Here is a 14,121-nt window from a genome sequence, read left to right as displayed (position 1 = left end):
TGATGCTAGCCGGGCCGCTGTGCCGCCCACGGGTGCGTCCTACCAGTCAGCGGCCGGCGCAGAAACGATCGGCACGTCGACGGAATGCCAGATCGCACCATAGTTGTAATGGCCGCCTGCCCACGGCGATTCGATGATCGCCTGCACGCTGACGGAGACCGCGGCGTTCGAGTCGAACGCCTGGGCGATGCCGGAGAACAGATCGCGCCGCAGTTGCTGTGCGACGTAGGACGCCGCGATCGTCAGGTTGTCGTAGCTGCCGAAGCCCGCTCCGCCGCCCGAGCCCAACCCGTTGTTCAGCGGGTTGTTCCGCAGCCACCAGCTGTGCGGATCGTTCTCCGAGTCCATCCACTGCAGCATCACGGTGAGGTTGTTCGGAGTTACCGGGAAGTGCCCGTCCTGCAGCACCATCGCAGCCCAGTCCACATTCGTCGTGCCGCCCACCGTGATGGCCGCGCCGCCGTCGGGCCTGGTGAATCCGGCCGAGTCGTACTTGGGCTGCTCCACGGTCTGCTGCGCAACGTCGCCCGCCACGTGCAGCGACTGCTTGGCCAGCGACGTGTGCGCGAGCAGTTGATTCGCATACACGGTGCCGGTCGGTGAGGTGGCGGCGTTCGCAGGCAGCGCCACGATCGCGCTGCCTGCGAGGAAGATGGCCGCCGCCGCTGCGGCCGTCACGCGAATAGGCGAGCGCCACGGCCTTGGGTCCGCGCGGTGTGCTACCGAGGTGGTGACGGCATCCGTTCGGCGACGAGTGGATGCCACGCGCCGCTTCGTCCGAGCAGGCCGAGCGGCTGAGGCGGATGCCTCACGCGCGGCGCGTCGAGTGGGGTAAGCAGTCATGGACTCCGGGTATCGCAGCGCCTACTCCAGGCGCCGCAACGAATTCGTTGGGGGCGAGCGCTCGCGTCGGGCGGGAGCACTCAAGGTTCGAGGGTAACAAAGACCCCCTGAGTGGGGCCAGGGGCAACCCCACCGCTGGTTGAGTACCGCGCGCCTACTGCTCCACCACCGGCGGTGCGCTCGCCGCGACCGACAACAGCACGGATGCCACGCCATCGTCGTCGATGCTGCCCGTCACTTCGCCCGCGGCCGCTTTGACGTCTTCGGGCGCCTGCCCCATCGCGACCGCTCGACCGCCGGACGACCTGGCCAGCTGGAACATCTCGATGTCGTTGCGTCCGTCGCCGATGACGAGCAGGGCATCCTTCGGCAGCTGGAGCCGGTCGAGCAGGCGGGAAAGGGCGCTGCCCTTGCTGACGCCGTCAGGTGCGATGTCGAGCCACGCCGTCCAGCCCACGGCGTAGGTCACCTTGTGCAGGCCCATCTGCTCGACGATGTCGAGGAACTCGTCGGCGCCGCGCGACGGCGAAACGACCACCACACGGCTGACGGGCTGCCTGCCGAGCTCCTCGAACGGCACAGCGACCGCGCGTCCGAGTGCCCAGCCGGCCTCGCCCATGCCCTCGGTGTACAGGCGCATGCCGTCGGCTTCCTCGACCATGTACCCGCCCTCTGGCAGGTGTGCGCGCACCATCTCGAGCACGGGCCGGGCGTCGAAGGTCTCGACGATCGCGCGACGGTATCCGTCGCCGTCGCGTTGCATGATCACGGCGCCGTTGGAGCAGACGACGTACTCAGGCGACATGCCGAAAAGTGCGAGGAGGTCGCCTGTGGTCGCCCAGCTGCGACCCGTGGCGATCGTGACCTCGTGGCCCGCGTCGATGACGGCCGCGACGGCATCCTTCACCGCGTCGGAGGCCGACCCGTCCTCGTGCAGCAGGGTGCCGTCGACGTCGAGCGCGATGAGAAGACGTTCGGACGGTTCGCCGCGCGTGGCGCCGCTCACGAGCCGACCGGCAGCAGCACCTCGAGGCCGCCGAGGTAGGGTCGCAACGCCTCGGGAACCACGACCGAACCGTCTGCTTGCTGATGCGTCTCGAGCAGGGCGACGAGCCAGCGCGTGGTGGCGAGCGTGCCGTTCAGAGTTGCAGCAGGAGTGGTCTTGCCGCTCTCGGTGCGGTACCTGATCTGCAGGCGCCGCGCCTGGAACGTGGTGCAGTTCGAGGTGGAGGTCAACTCGCGGTACCGGCCCTGCGTGGGCACCCAGGCCTCGACGTCGTACTTGCGTGCTGCACTGGATCCGAGGTCGCCCGCGGCGGTGTCGATCACTCGGTACGCGAGGCCGAGAGACTGCAGTATCTCCTCCTGCCAGCCGAGCAGGCGCAGGTGCTCGGTGTCGGCATCCTCCGGTGTCGTGTACACGAACATCTCGAGCTTGTTGAACTGGTGAACACGGATGATGCCGCGCGTGTCCTTGCCGCCGCTGCCCGCCTCGCGTCGGTAGCAAGTCGACCAGCCGGCGTAACGCAACGGGCCTTTCGCGAGGTCGATGATCTCGTCGGAGTGGTATCCGGCCAGCGCAACCTCGCTCGTGCCCGTGAGATACAGGTCGTCCGAGCCGAGGTGGTACACCTCGTCGGCGTGGGCGCCGAGGAATCCGGTGCCCTGCATGATCTCGGGCTTGACGAGCGTCGGGGTGATCAGCGGTATGAAGCCGTTGCCGAGCGCCTTGTCGAGTGCGTAGTTCATCAGCGCGATCTCGAGCCTCGCGCCGACGCCCTTCAGGAAGTAGAACCGCGCACCGCTCACCTTGGCGCCACGGGCCATGTCGATGGCGTCCAGCTTCTCGCCCAGCTCGAGGTGGTCGAGGGGTTCAAAGTCGAACGCCGGAATCGTGCCGACCTCGCGCAGGGTGACGAAGTCGTCCTCGCCGCCTGCCGGAACCCCTTCGACGATCACGTTTCCGATGCGGCGCACCGCTTCGTCAAAGCGGTCTTCGGCGTCGGATGCCCGCGCCTGCGCTTCCTTCACGCGCGCGGCCAGCTGTTGGGCCTGCGCGACGAGGTCCTTCTTCTGTTCCTTCGGAGCGGATGCCACCTGCTTGCCGAATGCGTTCTGCTCGGCCCGCAGAGATTCGTATTCGGTGATGGTCGCTCGGCGCTCCGCGTCGGCGGCGAGCGCCGCATCCACGGTGCCCGGGGACTCTCCGCGTGCCTCTTGCGAACGCCTGATGATGTCTGGGTTTTCGCGCAGAAGTACCGGATCGATCACCCCCCGAGTCTATGGGCGATTGAGGCCTGGTCAGCGGGAGCTCGCTCGCGCTGGCCAGGCCGATTGAGCCTCTGAGCGGCGGAGCAGCGATATGGGCGGCGGAGCCCCAGGCATCCCACCCGCACCTCACCCACCAAAAGTCGGAGATCTGTCCCGACACGCCGACCGTGAGAACGCACACCCGGCGCGTCGGCCCGAATCTCCGATTTCTCGCGCGGCGCCGCTGCCGATGGAGGCACATCCACCCACCGCACCGCCACCCGTACTGCCGCAGGGGAAGACTGAGTACCGTTGTTCCGGTGAGCGAAACCGTCGCATCGGCATCCGAGCCGGCACAGGATGCCGCGCAGGCTGCATCGCTGCGCCGTCTCGTGGTCGTGTACAACCCCACGAAGGTCGATGCGAAGACGCTGCGCGCCGCCGTGGACGCCGGGGTTGCCGCCTCGCGGGAGGGGTCTTCCCGCGGGTCAGGCTGGGCCGATCCGGTGTGGCTGGAGACGACGGTGGATGACTCGGGCCAGGGCCTCACCCGCCGGGCGCTCGACGAAGGAGCCGACCTCGTCATCGCGGCGGGCGGTGACGGGACCATTCGCGCCGTGGCATCCGGGATGCGCGGCAGCGGCGTGCCGATGGGCATCGTTCCGCTGGGCACGGGCAACCTGCTTGCGCGCAACCTGGGGCTCCCGCTCTCGGATGTCGACGCATCCGTTCGCACCGCCCTCACCGGCCGGGACAAGGCCATCGATGTGGGCGTCGCGGAACTCACGCGCGACAACGGCGCTTCGAGCGATCACGTCTTTCTGGTCATGGCGGGCATCGGCATCGACGCCGCGATGTTCGCGAACACGAATCCGCAGCTGAAGAAGAAGGTCGGATGGCTGGCCTACATCGAGGGCGGCCTGCGGTCCCTGCGCACGAAGAAGCTGCACATCCATTACCGGTTGCCCGGGCATCCAGCGCACTCGGCGCACGTGAGCACGATCCTCGCAGGCAACTGCGGCGTGCTACCGGGCAACATGGAGCTGATGCCCGACGCCAGCCTCGACGACGGGGAACTCGACATCGCGTTGCTTCAGCCGCGCACGATCTTCGGATGGCTGGCCATCTGGCGCAAGATGACGTGGGAGAACCGCGTGCTGCGCCGGTCTGCGTTCGGGCGCAAGATCATCCGGTTCACCGGTTCTGACAACGCCAGCATGCTCACCTACCTGCGTGGTCCGTCTGTGCAGGTCGAGGTGCAGGGATCCGAGCCCATCGAACTCGACGGCGACGGCTTCGGCGAGGTCAGCACGGCCCACTTCTGGGCGGATGCCGGTGCTCTTGTCGTGCGCGTCCCCTCCGCCTGATCGCCCGCGCTCACAACCGCGGCTGACGCAAGTGCGGCCCGGACAAGAGAGGCTCGGCGCCCCGGCTCACCGACGCGCAGGAACGCTTCAGCGCTCGCGCCTCAAAGCCCGGGCTCGCCGCCGATCAGGCCGCGCAGCCAGTCGCGTGCCTCGATGAACACCTCGTCGGCGTAGCGCGGATCGAAGTCGGCGGGGACCCCGTCAGCCCGGGGGTACGACCCCAGGAACGTGATGTTCGGGCTGAAGCGGAACAGGCCGAGCAAGGCATCCGCCACGCGTTCCTCTTTGACGTGGCCGTCCGCGTCGATGATGAAGCGGTATCGCCCGAATTCGTCGCCGATGGGCCGCGACTCGATGAGGCTCAGGTTGACGCCTCGAGTCGAGAACTGTTCGAGCATCTCGACGAGGGTTCCAGACCTGTCGGACGGCAGCTCGACGATGAGACTCGTCTTGTCGGCGCCGGTCGGCTCCGGGATGCCCCGCGTGCGACTGACCAGCGCGAAGCGTGTCACGGCGTTCTGGTTGTCGATGATGTCGTCGGCGAGCAGCGCGAGCTCGTGGTGCTCAACGATGCCGGGCGGGGCGATCGCGGCGTCGGCGGGGCTCGCGGGGCGGCCGGAGGCATCCGTCTCCAGGAGGGAGGTGGCAGCGGCGACGTTGCTCGACGCCGGCACATAGTCGTGCGCGGGCAGGTGCTTGCCCAGCCACTCCTTGCATTGGGCGTACGCGACCGGATGCGCGGCGATCGTCTTGACGTCGGCGAGCGTCGTTCCCGGCCGCGCGACGAGCACGAACCCGACGGGCACGAGGTACTCGCCGACGATGCGCAGTCCGGGGATGGTGGCGAGGGCATCCTGAGTTGCAGAGACGCCGCCCTCGATGGAGTTCTCGATGGCGATCATCGCGGCGACGCTGCGTCCGTCGACGACGTCGTTCAGCGCCTCCCCCACGTTGTTGACGGCGCGCCATGGCTTGCCCGCCGCCTGGGGAACCTGCGCGAGAGCCGCTTCGGTGAAGGTGCCGGAGGGGCCGAGAAAGCTGTATGCCTCTGGCTGCTGGCGACCGGTCTCCGAAGCGCTATCAGGGCTGGCATCCGACATGGTGGAAGCCTAACGGTCGCCGGGACGCCGCCCGATCGCGCCGACCTTCCGCCCATACACCGTCTTCCCGCGCCTGGCCCCGCGGCTATCCGCGGTGGGAGACTTGGGCGCATGGCCGAACGCGCAGGGACACCAGCAACCGAAGCAGACCTGATCGACGTCGAGGCGCTCGTGCGCGCGTACTACGACCTGAAACCGGATGCCTCGGTGCCCGAACAGCGCGTCGTGTTCGGCACGAGCGGTCACCGCGGCAGCGCCTTCGACACGGCGTTCAACGAGGACCACATCGCGGCGGTCACTCAGGCGATCGTGGAGTACCGGCGCTCGCGGGGCACGACAGGGCCGCTTTTTATCGGCGCTGACACCCACGCCCTCAGCATGCCTGCGCAGACCACGGCGCTCGAAGTGCTCGTGGGCAACGACGTCGACGTGCTCGTGGACGAGTACGACGACTTCACTCCTACCCCCGCTGTCAGCCACGCGATCATCAAGTACAACCGCGAGCATCCCGATGAGTCTCAGGCCGACGGCATCGTGGTCACCCCTTCGCACAACCCGCCACGCGACGGCGGCTTCAAGTACAACCCGCCGCATGGTGGCCCTGCCGACACGGACGCCACCAGCTGGATCGCGAACCGCGCCAACGAGCTCATCGCCGACGGGCTGCGCGGTGTCGAACGGGCCGAACCGAGCGGCGTGGCCACCTACGACTTCCGTGAGCACTACGTCGACGACCTGCGCAACATCATCGACGTGGATGCCATCAAGAGGGCGGGCGTGCGCATCGGCGCCGATCCGCTCGGCGGCGCGAGCGCGCACTACTGGGCTCTGATCGGCGAGAAGTACGGGCTCGACCTCACGGTCGTGAACCCAGCGATCGATCCGCAGTGGGGCTTCATGACGCTGGACTGGGACGGCAAGATCCGCATGGATCCCTCGAGCCCGTCGGCCATGGCATCCGTATTGCGGCACAAGAATGACTTCGATGTGCTCACGGGCAACGATGCGGATGCCGACAGGCACGGCATCGTCACTCCCGATGGCGGCCTGATGAACCCGAACCATTACCTGGCCGTCGCCATCCAGTACCTGTACACGCACCGGCCGAACTGGCGACCGGATGCTGCAATCGGCAAGACGCTCGTGTCGTCGACGATCATCGACAGGGTTGCCGAATCACTGGGCCGTCGCCTCTGGGAGGTGCCGGTCGGCTTCAAGTGGTTCGTACCTGGCCTGGTCGACGGATCCGTCGGGTTCGGCGGCGAGGAGAGCGCGGGCGCGTCGTTCCTGCGCCTCGACGGCACAGCGTGGACGACCGACAAAGACGGCATCCTTCTCGCGCTTTTGGCCAGTGAGATCATCGCCGTCACGGGCAAGACGCCCTCGCAGCTCTACCGGGAGCTCACCGAGCAGTTCGGCGACCCGGTGTATCAGCGGGTGGATGCCGCGGCATCCAAGGAGCAGAAGGCCAAGCTGGGCAAACTCGACGGCGACGCGATCGAGGCGACGGAGCTGGCCGGGGAGACGATCACCGCCAAGCTGTCGAAGGCCCCGGGCAACGACGCCGCGATCGGCGGCGTCAAAGTCGTGACCGAGAACGCGTGGTTCGCCGCGCGTCCGAGCGGAACTGAAGACGTGTACAAGATCTATGCCGAGTCGTTCCTGGGTGAGGACCACCTGCGGCAGGTGCAGGGCGAGGCCAAGCAAATAGTCGACCAAGCGATCAGCTGACCCCCGGCCACTGCCTCTTGACGCTGCACCTGCCGCTGCACCTGCCACAAGACAGGCATGGTCGCGCTCTCCACACGAGAACAGGCAGATCCTGCCTGTTCTGGCGGGATCTGCCTGTACTCGAATGAAGCTGCGTACGAAAGGCGATGGCCGGTGGCCTAGGAGATCTTCTTGCGATAGATGCTCTGGGCCGCGATATACGCAACGACCAGGATTCCCACCAACCAGGCCAGCGCGATCCAGATATCTGAACCGACGGGCCGCCCGAGGAACAGGTCGCGGATCGAGTTCACGATCGGCGTCACCGGCTGGTACTGCGCGAACCAGGCGACGGGACCTGGCATGGACTCCGTCGGCACGAATGCCGAGCTGATGAACGGCAGGAAGATGAGCGGGTACGAGAACGCGCTCGCGCCGTCCACGCTCTTGGCGCTCAGGCCGGGGATCACCGCGATCCAGGTCAGGGCGAGCGTGAAGAGCAGCAGGATGCCCGCAACGGCCAGCCAGTCCAGCAGGCTCGCCCCGGTTCGGAAGCCCATGAGGAGCGCGACTCCCACAACCACGACCATCGAGACCACGTTCGCGATCATCGAGGTGAGCACGTGCGCCCAAAGCACCGACGATCGTGCGATCGGCATGGACTGGAACCGTTCGAAGATGCCGCCCTGCATGTCGAGGAACAGCCGGTAGGCCGTGTACGAGATGCCGGAGGCCACCGTGATGAGCAGGATGCCTGGCAGCAGGTAGTTCACGTATGACGTGTTCGTCCCGGTGTTGATCGCCCCGCCCAGCACATACACGAACAGCAGCAGAAATCCGATGGGCATGATGCAGGTCGTGATGATCGTGTCGAGGCTGCGGGTGATGTGCTTGACCGTTCGGCCGGTGAGCACTGCCGTGTCGCCGAAGAAGTGCGTTCCGGTCGACGTGTGCGTTCCGGTCGAGATCTGAGTCGTCGTCGTTGTCATGGTCCTCGCCTACTTCTGGTTCGCGCCGGCGCGGAGGCCGGACTTGTTCTGGTCGCTTGTGGTGGCGGCATCCGCCGTCTCGTCGCCCTTGTCGCCGACGATTGCGAAGAAGACGTCTTCGAGGCTCGGCTGCTTCTCGACGTATTCGACTTTCGCCGGCGGCAGCATGGCCTTCAGCTCGGCGAGCGTGCCGTCGACGATGATCCGGCCCTTGTGCAGGATGGCGATGCGGTCGGCCAGCTGCTCGGCCTCATCGAGGTACTGAGTCGTGAGCAGCACGGTCGTTCCGCCTGCAGCGAGCTCCTTGACGGCATCCCACACCTCGATCCGTGCCTCGGGGTCGAGACCCGTGGTCGGCTCGTCGAGGAAGACGACCGGCGGGTTGCCTATGAGACTCATGGCGATGTCGAGCCGGCGCCGCATGCCTCCTGAGTACGTCGACACCTTGCGGGAGCCCGCTTCGGTGAGCGAGAACCGCGCCAGCAGGCCGTCGGCGACGGCACCCGGGTTCTTCACGTGGCGGAGCTGTGCGATCAGCACGAGGTTCTCGCGCCCGCTGAGGATGTCATCCACGGCCGCGAACTGCCCCGTCAGACTGATCGAGCGGCGAACGTCGGCGCCGTGCTTGAACACGTCGTACCCGTTGACCGTTGCTGTTCCGCCGTCGGCGTGCAGCAGCGAGGAAAGGATGCGGATTGCCGTCGTCTTGCCTGCTCCGTTGGAGCCGAGCAGCGCGAAGATGCTTCCCTGCGCCACGTCGAAGTCGACGCCGCGCAGCACCTCCAGCTTGCCGTAGGACTTCACAAGGCCCTTCACGTGGATCGCTGGGGACCTGACTGCGGTGGTTGTCATGGTGATCTTCCGTTCTCTCGTTTTCTTTCCGGTGTTTCGTTTTCGGGCGCGACGAACAGCGCCTCTGTTCAGGCGTTCTCTTTCGGTGGCGGTGTTCAGGCCAGGGCGAGCTCATCGCTCGCCGCCCGGTCAGCCCAGTGGTCGTCTGATGGTGATCGACGCGTAGTCGGCGTGTGCAGTCACGGCGACCGTGCGGTCGTCGTCGACGGGAGCGGATGCCTGCTCCAGTTCGTTGCGCACCAGGCCGTGTCGCGACGCGACGTCGAGCCAGGCGGCCGTGCCCTCAGGCACGCCGACCTCGATCGAGCCGTAGCCGCCCTCGATCTTCACCTCGCCGGTTCCGACGCGATCGATGCGCACCTCGCCGTGTGCGCACTTGATCTCCGCCGAACCGTTCAGCTGCTCGATCACGACGTCGCCGGTGGTGGACTTCACGGTCAAGGGTCCTTCGACCTCGCCGAACACCGAAGCTCCCGTTGTGTTCTTGACGACACCCTCCCCCTCCAGCGTTCCGATTCGAATGGATCCGGCGCCATTGGTCACGCGCAACGGCCCGCCCACTCGCCCGGCCTGGATGGATCCGGCGCCGCTGTGCAGCGTCGTCCTGCCCGCGTGCTCGATGCGGATCTCCCCGGCTCCCGTGCGCACTGAGCACACCCCGAGCATTCCTTCCGTGGCGCCGTTGCCCGCGCCGAGCTTCGCGTCGACGTCCGACCCGGTCGGCACGGTGATGTCGACGATGAGCCGTGGGCTGCCACTGAACCAGGTGTAGTAGCGCAGCGTGCGTGCGATGCGCACGCCGAGTACCCCGTCCACGAAGTCGACGTTCACCTCGCCGAGCGCGCGCACGTCATCCTTCTTGGTGGGATCGCCCGCCTTGATGGACAGGGTCGTCGTGGTCGTGTCCGTCGCGGTGACGGTGAGCATCACCTCGACGAGCATGTCGAGCACCACCTGAATGGGCTGCGGTGTGTCGTATTCGGTGTTCATGAACTGTCTCCCCTGGTCGTTCGAGGTGGATGCGATGGAAGCGGCTGTCTCGGATGCCTTGCTCATCTCGTTCACCGAACCCATCCCGTGACGCGCTTGCCGCTGGTCTCCTGCGCGGCCCTTGGGGTTCCGCCGTCGAGCGTTGATGCGATGGCTCGAACCAGCCACGTGTTGACGGACACTCCCGCGCGGGCGGCTGCCGCCTCGACACGGGTCTTGAGTTCGTCCGGCAGGCGCAAGGTCGTGCGCGTGGTCGCGCCTTCCTCGCCGTCGAAGACCGCAGGAGCTACCGGGGCGGCCGGCTCGGCCGACGCCTGCGGTTCATCCCAATGCGGTGCCTGGGTCACCACGAACTCGGGCTCGCGCCCGCGGAGGCGCAGGTCGACCGACCCGGGAGTCAGCTCGGTGGTGATCTCGCTTGCGGCTGCGCCGAGTGCCTCGAGCAGCATCAAGCGTGCGGCCGCGTCCAGCGCCGTGCTCAGGCGCTGTGCGGTCTCGCGCGTCTCGTCGCCGCCTGCAGCGGCTGCTGCAACGAGTTGGCGTTGGAGTTCCTCGACGTACGTTTCCAATTGCATGACACCATAGTGACACCACAGTGGTGTCGCGTCAAGCAGCTAGTTGAAACAAGTGACACCACGTGGTGTCAGGCGTTAGCTCGAAGGGGAAGGCGAAGCCGTGGACGGCAGCGCGATGTGCCAGAAGTGACCGGCTGCGCCCGGGTATTCCTTGTCGAGCACGTAGTCCAGGTCGCGGTACTTCGTGTCCCTGTTATGTCCCGCCATCTCGATGTCGACGTGCTTCTTGCCGTCGACCGTGGTGTCGACCACCTTGCTCACGATCTCGACGTGGTCGTACGAGCCGTCGTTGTCCCAGTCGAACATGACGAGGTCGCCAACTGCGATCTTCGATCGCTTGTCGAAGGGGTACTGGGTGAGTCCTAGTGTCTTCGCGTCCGCCGCGAAGTACTTGTCCATCGCCGGCACGTAACCCCAGGCCGGACTCCAGTCGGCCGCGGCGTCATGGTTGTACCACTGGTCGTTCATCTTCCAGCCTCTGGCGATGAGCGTTTGGCTCACGAAGTTCGCGCAGTCCCCGCCGACGGGGTTGAGGTCGCCGTACACCTTGGTGTTGTAGTGGTTCCAGTGCGCGAGCGCGTAGTCCAACTGCTTCTGGATCGGCGCGGGCAACGGGGCGGGTCCGGCCGAACATCCGGCCAGCGCGAAGACCGCGGCAACCGACAGTGCGGATGCCACACGCCACCATCTGCTTCGCCGTCTCGTCTGCACCATGCATTCGACGTTATCGATCTGAGGCTGTGCGCGAGCCCGACCCGCTGCGCTGTGAGGGGATACTGAGCCGCGCTCTCGGAAGCCCGGATAGACAGACCAGTTGCCGATTGCGCGGCGCCGTCATATCCTCTGTTGACGTTTCGCCCAGCGGGGGGTCACCGAGCGAACGAGGTTGGCGTGACGGATCAACTGACACACGATGCCCTCGTGGACGACGTCCCGAACGACCCGGAAGCCGCCGCCGCGACGCGCGCGCGCCTGGTCGAATCGCTCGCGGCCACCCGCAAACCGAAGCGCAGGCGTCGCCTTCTATGGATCTCGATCGCCCTCGGCGCGTTCGTCGTGCTGGCGGCTGCGGCGCTCACACTGCTGATCGCGCCGGGAACGACCGTCGCCGGTGTGCAGGTCGGCGGACTGCCGCCGAGCATCGCGGCGAACCTCGTCTCGCAGAGGATGAACGAGGCGAGCATCAGCGTGAACGGCGTCAGGATGACCGGGCGCGAGCTGGGCATCGAAGGGGATGCAGCCGCAACGACGGCCACAGCGCTCGCCGACCGGCCGCTGTGGAACGTCGGAGCGTGGTTCGGCAAGCCGATCGACGCACCCGTGACGCTCGAGACGGGCAAGGTCGACAAGGCTCTACAGCAAGCGCTCCCGGCCCTCTACACGAAGGCGACGGATGCCACCGTCACGTTCGCGAACGGCAAGTACGCGGTCAAGCCGGCCGCTTCGGGCATCCGGGTCGATACGGCAGCGCTCGCGCGAGGGCTGCAGGCATCCTTCTCCCGCGACGGTGACCACGTCTCAGTGCGGACGACCAGGGCCGAGGCTTTGGCGCCGATCAGCACGACTACCGCGAGTGCCACCGCTGACAAGCTCAACACCATGCTCGCCACCATCGGCTTCTACGTGGGCACCGAGCGTACGGTGCCGATTGCGCCAGACGTGGCGTCGTCCTGGCTGACGGTGACGCCGCACGAGAGCAACGGCAGCTTCTCGATCACCGCGGACCAGAAGAAGATCCAAAACGCGGTGGATGCGCTGCCCGGCCAGGTGAACCGGCAGCCGGTGAACGCGGAGAACATCATCGATTCCGCGGGCGCGGTGCTGCGTGCGGAAACGACCGGTCAGGCGGGGCGTGCGCTGGGAGACACCAGTGGCGTAGCCAGTGCGTTCGCGACGCAGCTCAGCGAGGGCAAGGCCGATTATCAGTTGCCGGTGGCCGAGACGCCGATGCAGACGACGAACCTCCAGCGCAGCATCGAGGTGGACCTGAGCGCCCAGCGCCTCTACATGATCCAGAACGGTGCGATCGTCGACTCCTGGGCTATCTCCTCCGGGCGCGCCGCGACGCCGACCCCCACCGGCCACTTCACCGTGCACGTCCACATTCGCGAGCAGACCATGTCGAGCACGCAATACGGCTACGTCGAGCCGAACGTGCCGTGGGTCATGTACTTCGACGACAACGGCGACGCGCTGCACGGCGTGTACTGGCACAACAACTTCGGCCACCCGATGAGCCACGGATGCGTCGGCATGCCGATAAGCCTGGCTGAGAAGCTCTATGAGTGGACGCCAGACGGAACCGACGTCTACGTGCACTGACCACCGCCGGTTGAGTATCGCCGCCGCAGGCGACGCGTATCCGAAACCCGCCCCGCGGAACCACGCGCTCAGCGCGTCAGGTGCCAGAAGTGGCCGATTGCGCCCGGGTGCTGGGTGGTGATCGTCTCGTCGAGATCGCGGAACGCGTAGTCGTCGTTGTGGCTCGCGAGCTCGATCTTGTACTGACCGTCCACCTTGGTGATGCGGTCCACCACCTCGACGTGGTCGGGCGATCCGTCACCGTCCCAGTCGAACACTGCGATGTCGCCGAGCGCCACCTGCGCGCGGTCGGCCTGCGAGAAGCTCAGCTTCTGCAGCCCGAGGCTCTCGGCGTTGTCGGCGAAGTACTCGTCCATGGCGGGAACGTAGCCCCACGCCGCGCTCCAGTCCGCTGCCGCACCGTGGTTGTACCAGTCGTCGTTCATGGTCCAGCCGCGCGCGATCAGGGTCTGGCTCACGAAGTTCGCACAGTCGCCGCCGTCGGGATTGAGGTCGCCGTACTGCGCCGTGTTGTAGTTCTGCCAGTGCGCAAGCGCGTACTGCAGCTGCGCGGCCACTCCGCCGGTCGCCGTGTACTCCAGGGCGTTCGGCTTAGTCGCCACGGTCTTGCCCGTCTTGCTGATGAGCTTCAGTCCAACGGTTGCCGGCTGGTAGTCGGCAGCGGCGGGAGCGTCCGCGACCACCTTGTCGGCCGTGGCAGAGACGACGGGCACGATGGTGGATCCGAACGCAACGGTCTTCACGTTCTGAAGGTCGGTGCCCGTGATCGTCACCTGCTGCCCCACCACGGGAGCCTCCGCCGGCGAGACCCCCGCCACCGACGGTGCCGCGGCCGGTGTCCGCTCGGAAGCCGGCTTCTGCACGGACGCTTTGACCGCACCGCTCGATGTGCATCCCGTGAGTGCGATCACGGATGCCGCGAGCACGGCGATCACGATGGCGCGCGTCCTGCCGTGCCGCTTGTGCGACTCATTCGGGGGGTATGTCATAGCGTGGTCGAAGGTACCCGAGATGCCTTGGAATCTCCGGTGTGCAGCTGAGGCGCCGGCGATGCGGTGCTTCCGGGGCGATCCTCGGAAGAGATGCCCCGAAGAGCGGATGTTCGCCGAGCGCGAACCAAGGG

General features: G+C 66.7%; 13 protein-coding genes. 3 read left to right on the top strand and 10 right to left on the bottom strand.

Annotated elements, in window-relative coordinates; genetic code table 11:
• Positions 1-39: 39 nt before the first annotated feature.
• From ACO2Q7_RS11750 to serS, 3 genes are all read right to left on the bottom strand, one after another.
• On the bottom strand, positions 40-678 hold the full coding sequence (locus ACO2Q7_RS11750; protein WP_423355783.1) for a hypothetical protein: 639 nt from the start codon (positions 676-678) through the stop codon (positions 40-42).
• Positions 679-997: 319 nt separating this feature from the next.
• Positions 998-1,849 carry an HAD family hydrolase gene (locus ACO2Q7_RS11745; RefSeq protein WP_423355782.1) on the bottom strand — a complete coding sequence of 284 codons (852 nt, stop codon included), beginning with the start codon at positions 1,847-1,849 and terminating at the stop codon, positions 998-1,000.
• Positions 1,846-3,114 carry a serine--tRNA ligase gene (serS, locus tag ACO2Q7_RS11740; RefSeq protein ID WP_423355781.1) on the bottom strand — a complete coding sequence of 423 codons (1,269 nt, stop codon included), beginning with the start codon at positions 3,112-3,114 and terminating at the stop codon, positions 1,846-1,848. Before serS ends, ACO2Q7_RS11745 begins: the two co-directional genes overlap by 4 nt.
• 299 nt (positions 3,115-3,413) lie before the next feature.
• Here serS and ACO2Q7_RS11735 point away from each other — a divergent pair, with 299 nt between their 5' ends.
• Positions 3,414-4,460 carry a diacylglycerol/lipid kinase family protein gene (locus ACO2Q7_RS11735; RefSeq protein WP_423355780.1) on the top strand — a complete coding sequence of 349 codons (1,047 nt, stop codon included), beginning with the start codon at positions 3,414-3,416 and terminating at the stop codon, positions 4,458-4,460.
• Between the two features lie 101 nt (positions 4,461-4,561).
• Here ACO2Q7_RS11735 and pheA read toward each other — a convergent pair whose 3' ends face one another.
• The gene (gene pheA / locus ACO2Q7_RS11730) at positions 4,562-5,560 is read right to left on the bottom strand and encodes a prephenate dehydratase (protein WP_423355779.1); all 999 of its coding nucleotides are present in this window, start codon (positions 5,558-5,560) and stop codon (positions 4,562-4,564) included.
• A 111-nt stretch (positions 5,561-5,671) separates the two neighbouring features.
• On the opposite strand from pheA, the gene pgm reads away from it, so the two are divergent.
• On the top strand, positions 5,672-7,291 hold the full coding sequence (gene pgm, locus ACO2Q7_RS11725) for a phosphoglucomutase (alpha-D-glucose-1,6-bisphosphate-dependent) (RefSeq protein WP_423355778.1): 1,620 nt from the start codon (positions 5,672-5,674) through the stop codon (positions 7,289-7,291).
• Between the two features lie 158 nt (positions 7,292-7,449).
• Here the strand turns inward: pgm and ACO2Q7_RS11720 are convergent, their stop codons facing one another.
• The 5 genes from ACO2Q7_RS11720 to ACO2Q7_RS11700 form a co-directional block, all read right to left on the bottom strand.
• Positions 7,450-8,259 carry an ABC transporter permease gene (locus tag ACO2Q7_RS11720; RefSeq protein WP_423355777.1) on the bottom strand — a complete coding sequence of 270 codons (810 nt, stop codon included), beginning with the start codon at positions 8,257-8,259 and terminating at the stop codon, positions 7,450-7,452.
• Positions 8,260-8,268: 9 nt separating this feature from the next.
• Positions 8,269-9,111, bottom strand: a complete 843-nt coding sequence (locus tag ACO2Q7_RS11715; RefSeq protein WP_423355776.1) for an ABC transporter ATP-binding protein — start codon at positions 9,109-9,111, stop codon at positions 8,269-8,271.
• A gap of 129 nt (positions 9,112-9,240) precedes the next feature.
• The gene (locus tag ACO2Q7_RS11710) at positions 9,241-10,167 is read right to left on the bottom strand and encodes a DUF4097 family beta strand repeat-containing protein (protein ID WP_423356019.1); all 927 of its coding nucleotides are present in this window, start codon (positions 10,165-10,167) and stop codon (positions 9,241-9,243) included.
• Between the two features lie 5 nt (positions 10,168-10,172).
• Positions 10,173-10,676 (bottom strand): toxin-antitoxin system HicB family antitoxin, encoded by a 504-nt coding sequence (locus tag ACO2Q7_RS11705; RefSeq protein WP_423355775.1) that lies wholly within the window; start codon positions 10,674-10,676, stop codon positions 10,173-10,175.
• Between the two features lie 75 nt (positions 10,677-10,751).
• Positions 10,752-11,390, bottom strand: coding sequence for an amidase domain-containing protein (locus tag ACO2Q7_RS11700; RefSeq protein WP_423355774.1), 639 nt, complete (start codon positions 11,388-11,390; stop codon positions 10,752-10,754).
• A gap of 177 nt (positions 11,391-11,567) precedes the next feature.
• On the opposite strand from ACO2Q7_RS11700, the gene ACO2Q7_RS11695 reads away from it, so the two are divergent.
• On the top strand, positions 11,568-12,998 hold the full coding sequence (locus ACO2Q7_RS11695) for a L,D-transpeptidase family protein (protein ID WP_423355773.1): 1,431 nt from the start codon (positions 11,568-11,570) through the stop codon (positions 12,996-12,998).
• A gap of 68 nt (positions 12,999-13,066) precedes the next feature.
• Here the strand turns inward: ACO2Q7_RS11695 and ACO2Q7_RS11690 are convergent, their stop codons facing one another.
• Complete coding sequence (locus ACO2Q7_RS11690; protein ID WP_423355772.1) at positions 13,067-13,987, bottom strand: amidase domain-containing protein; 921 nt, start codon at positions 13,985-13,987, stop codon at positions 13,067-13,069.
• Positions 13,988-14,121 lie beyond the last annotated feature (134 nt).

The sequence above is a fragment of the Rathayibacter sp. KR2-224 genome (genome assembly GCF_049446075.1).
Lineage (GTDB): Bacteria > Actinomycetota > Actinomycetes > Actinomycetales > Microbacteriaceae > Humibacter.
Note: the sequence above shows the minus strand (reverse complement) of the source record. Positions and strands in the feature narration are given on the sequence as shown.

What these genes read in the sequence shown, in the direction of transcription:
- ACO2Q7_RS11720 (WP_423355777.1), bottom strand. Translation starts at nt 8,259, where the DNA reads ATGACAACGACGACGACTCAGATCTCGACCGGAACGCACACGTCGACC.
- ACO2Q7_RS11710 (WP_423356019.1), bottom strand. Translation starts at nt 10,167, where the DNA reads ATGAGCAAGGCATCCGAGACAGCCGCTTCCATCGCATCCACCTCGAAC.
- ACO2Q7_RS11700 (WP_423355774.1), bottom strand. Translation starts at nt 11,390, where the DNA reads ATGGTGCAGACGAGACGGCGAAGCAGATGGTGGCGTGTGGCATCCGCA.
- ACO2Q7_RS11715 (WP_423355776.1), bottom strand. Translation starts at nt 9,111, where the DNA reads ATGACAACCACCGCAGTCAGGTCCCCAGCGATCCACGTGAAGGGCCTT.
- pheA (WP_423355779.1), bottom strand. Translation starts at nt 5,560, where the DNA reads ATGTCGGATGCCAGCCCTGATAGCGCTTCGGAGACCGGTCGCCAGCAG.
- ACO2Q7_RS11690 (WP_423355772.1), bottom strand. Translation starts at nt 13,987, where the DNA reads ATGACATACCCCCCGAATGAGTCGCACAAGCGGCACGGCAGGACGCGC.
- ACO2Q7_RS11705 (WP_423355775.1), bottom strand. Translation starts at nt 10,676, where the DNA reads ATGCAATTGGAAACGTACGTCGAGGAACTCCAACGCCAACTCGTTGCA.
- pgm (WP_423355778.1), top strand. Translation starts at nt 5,672, where the DNA reads ATGGCCGAACGCGCAGGGACACCAGCAACCGAAGCAGACCTGATCGAC.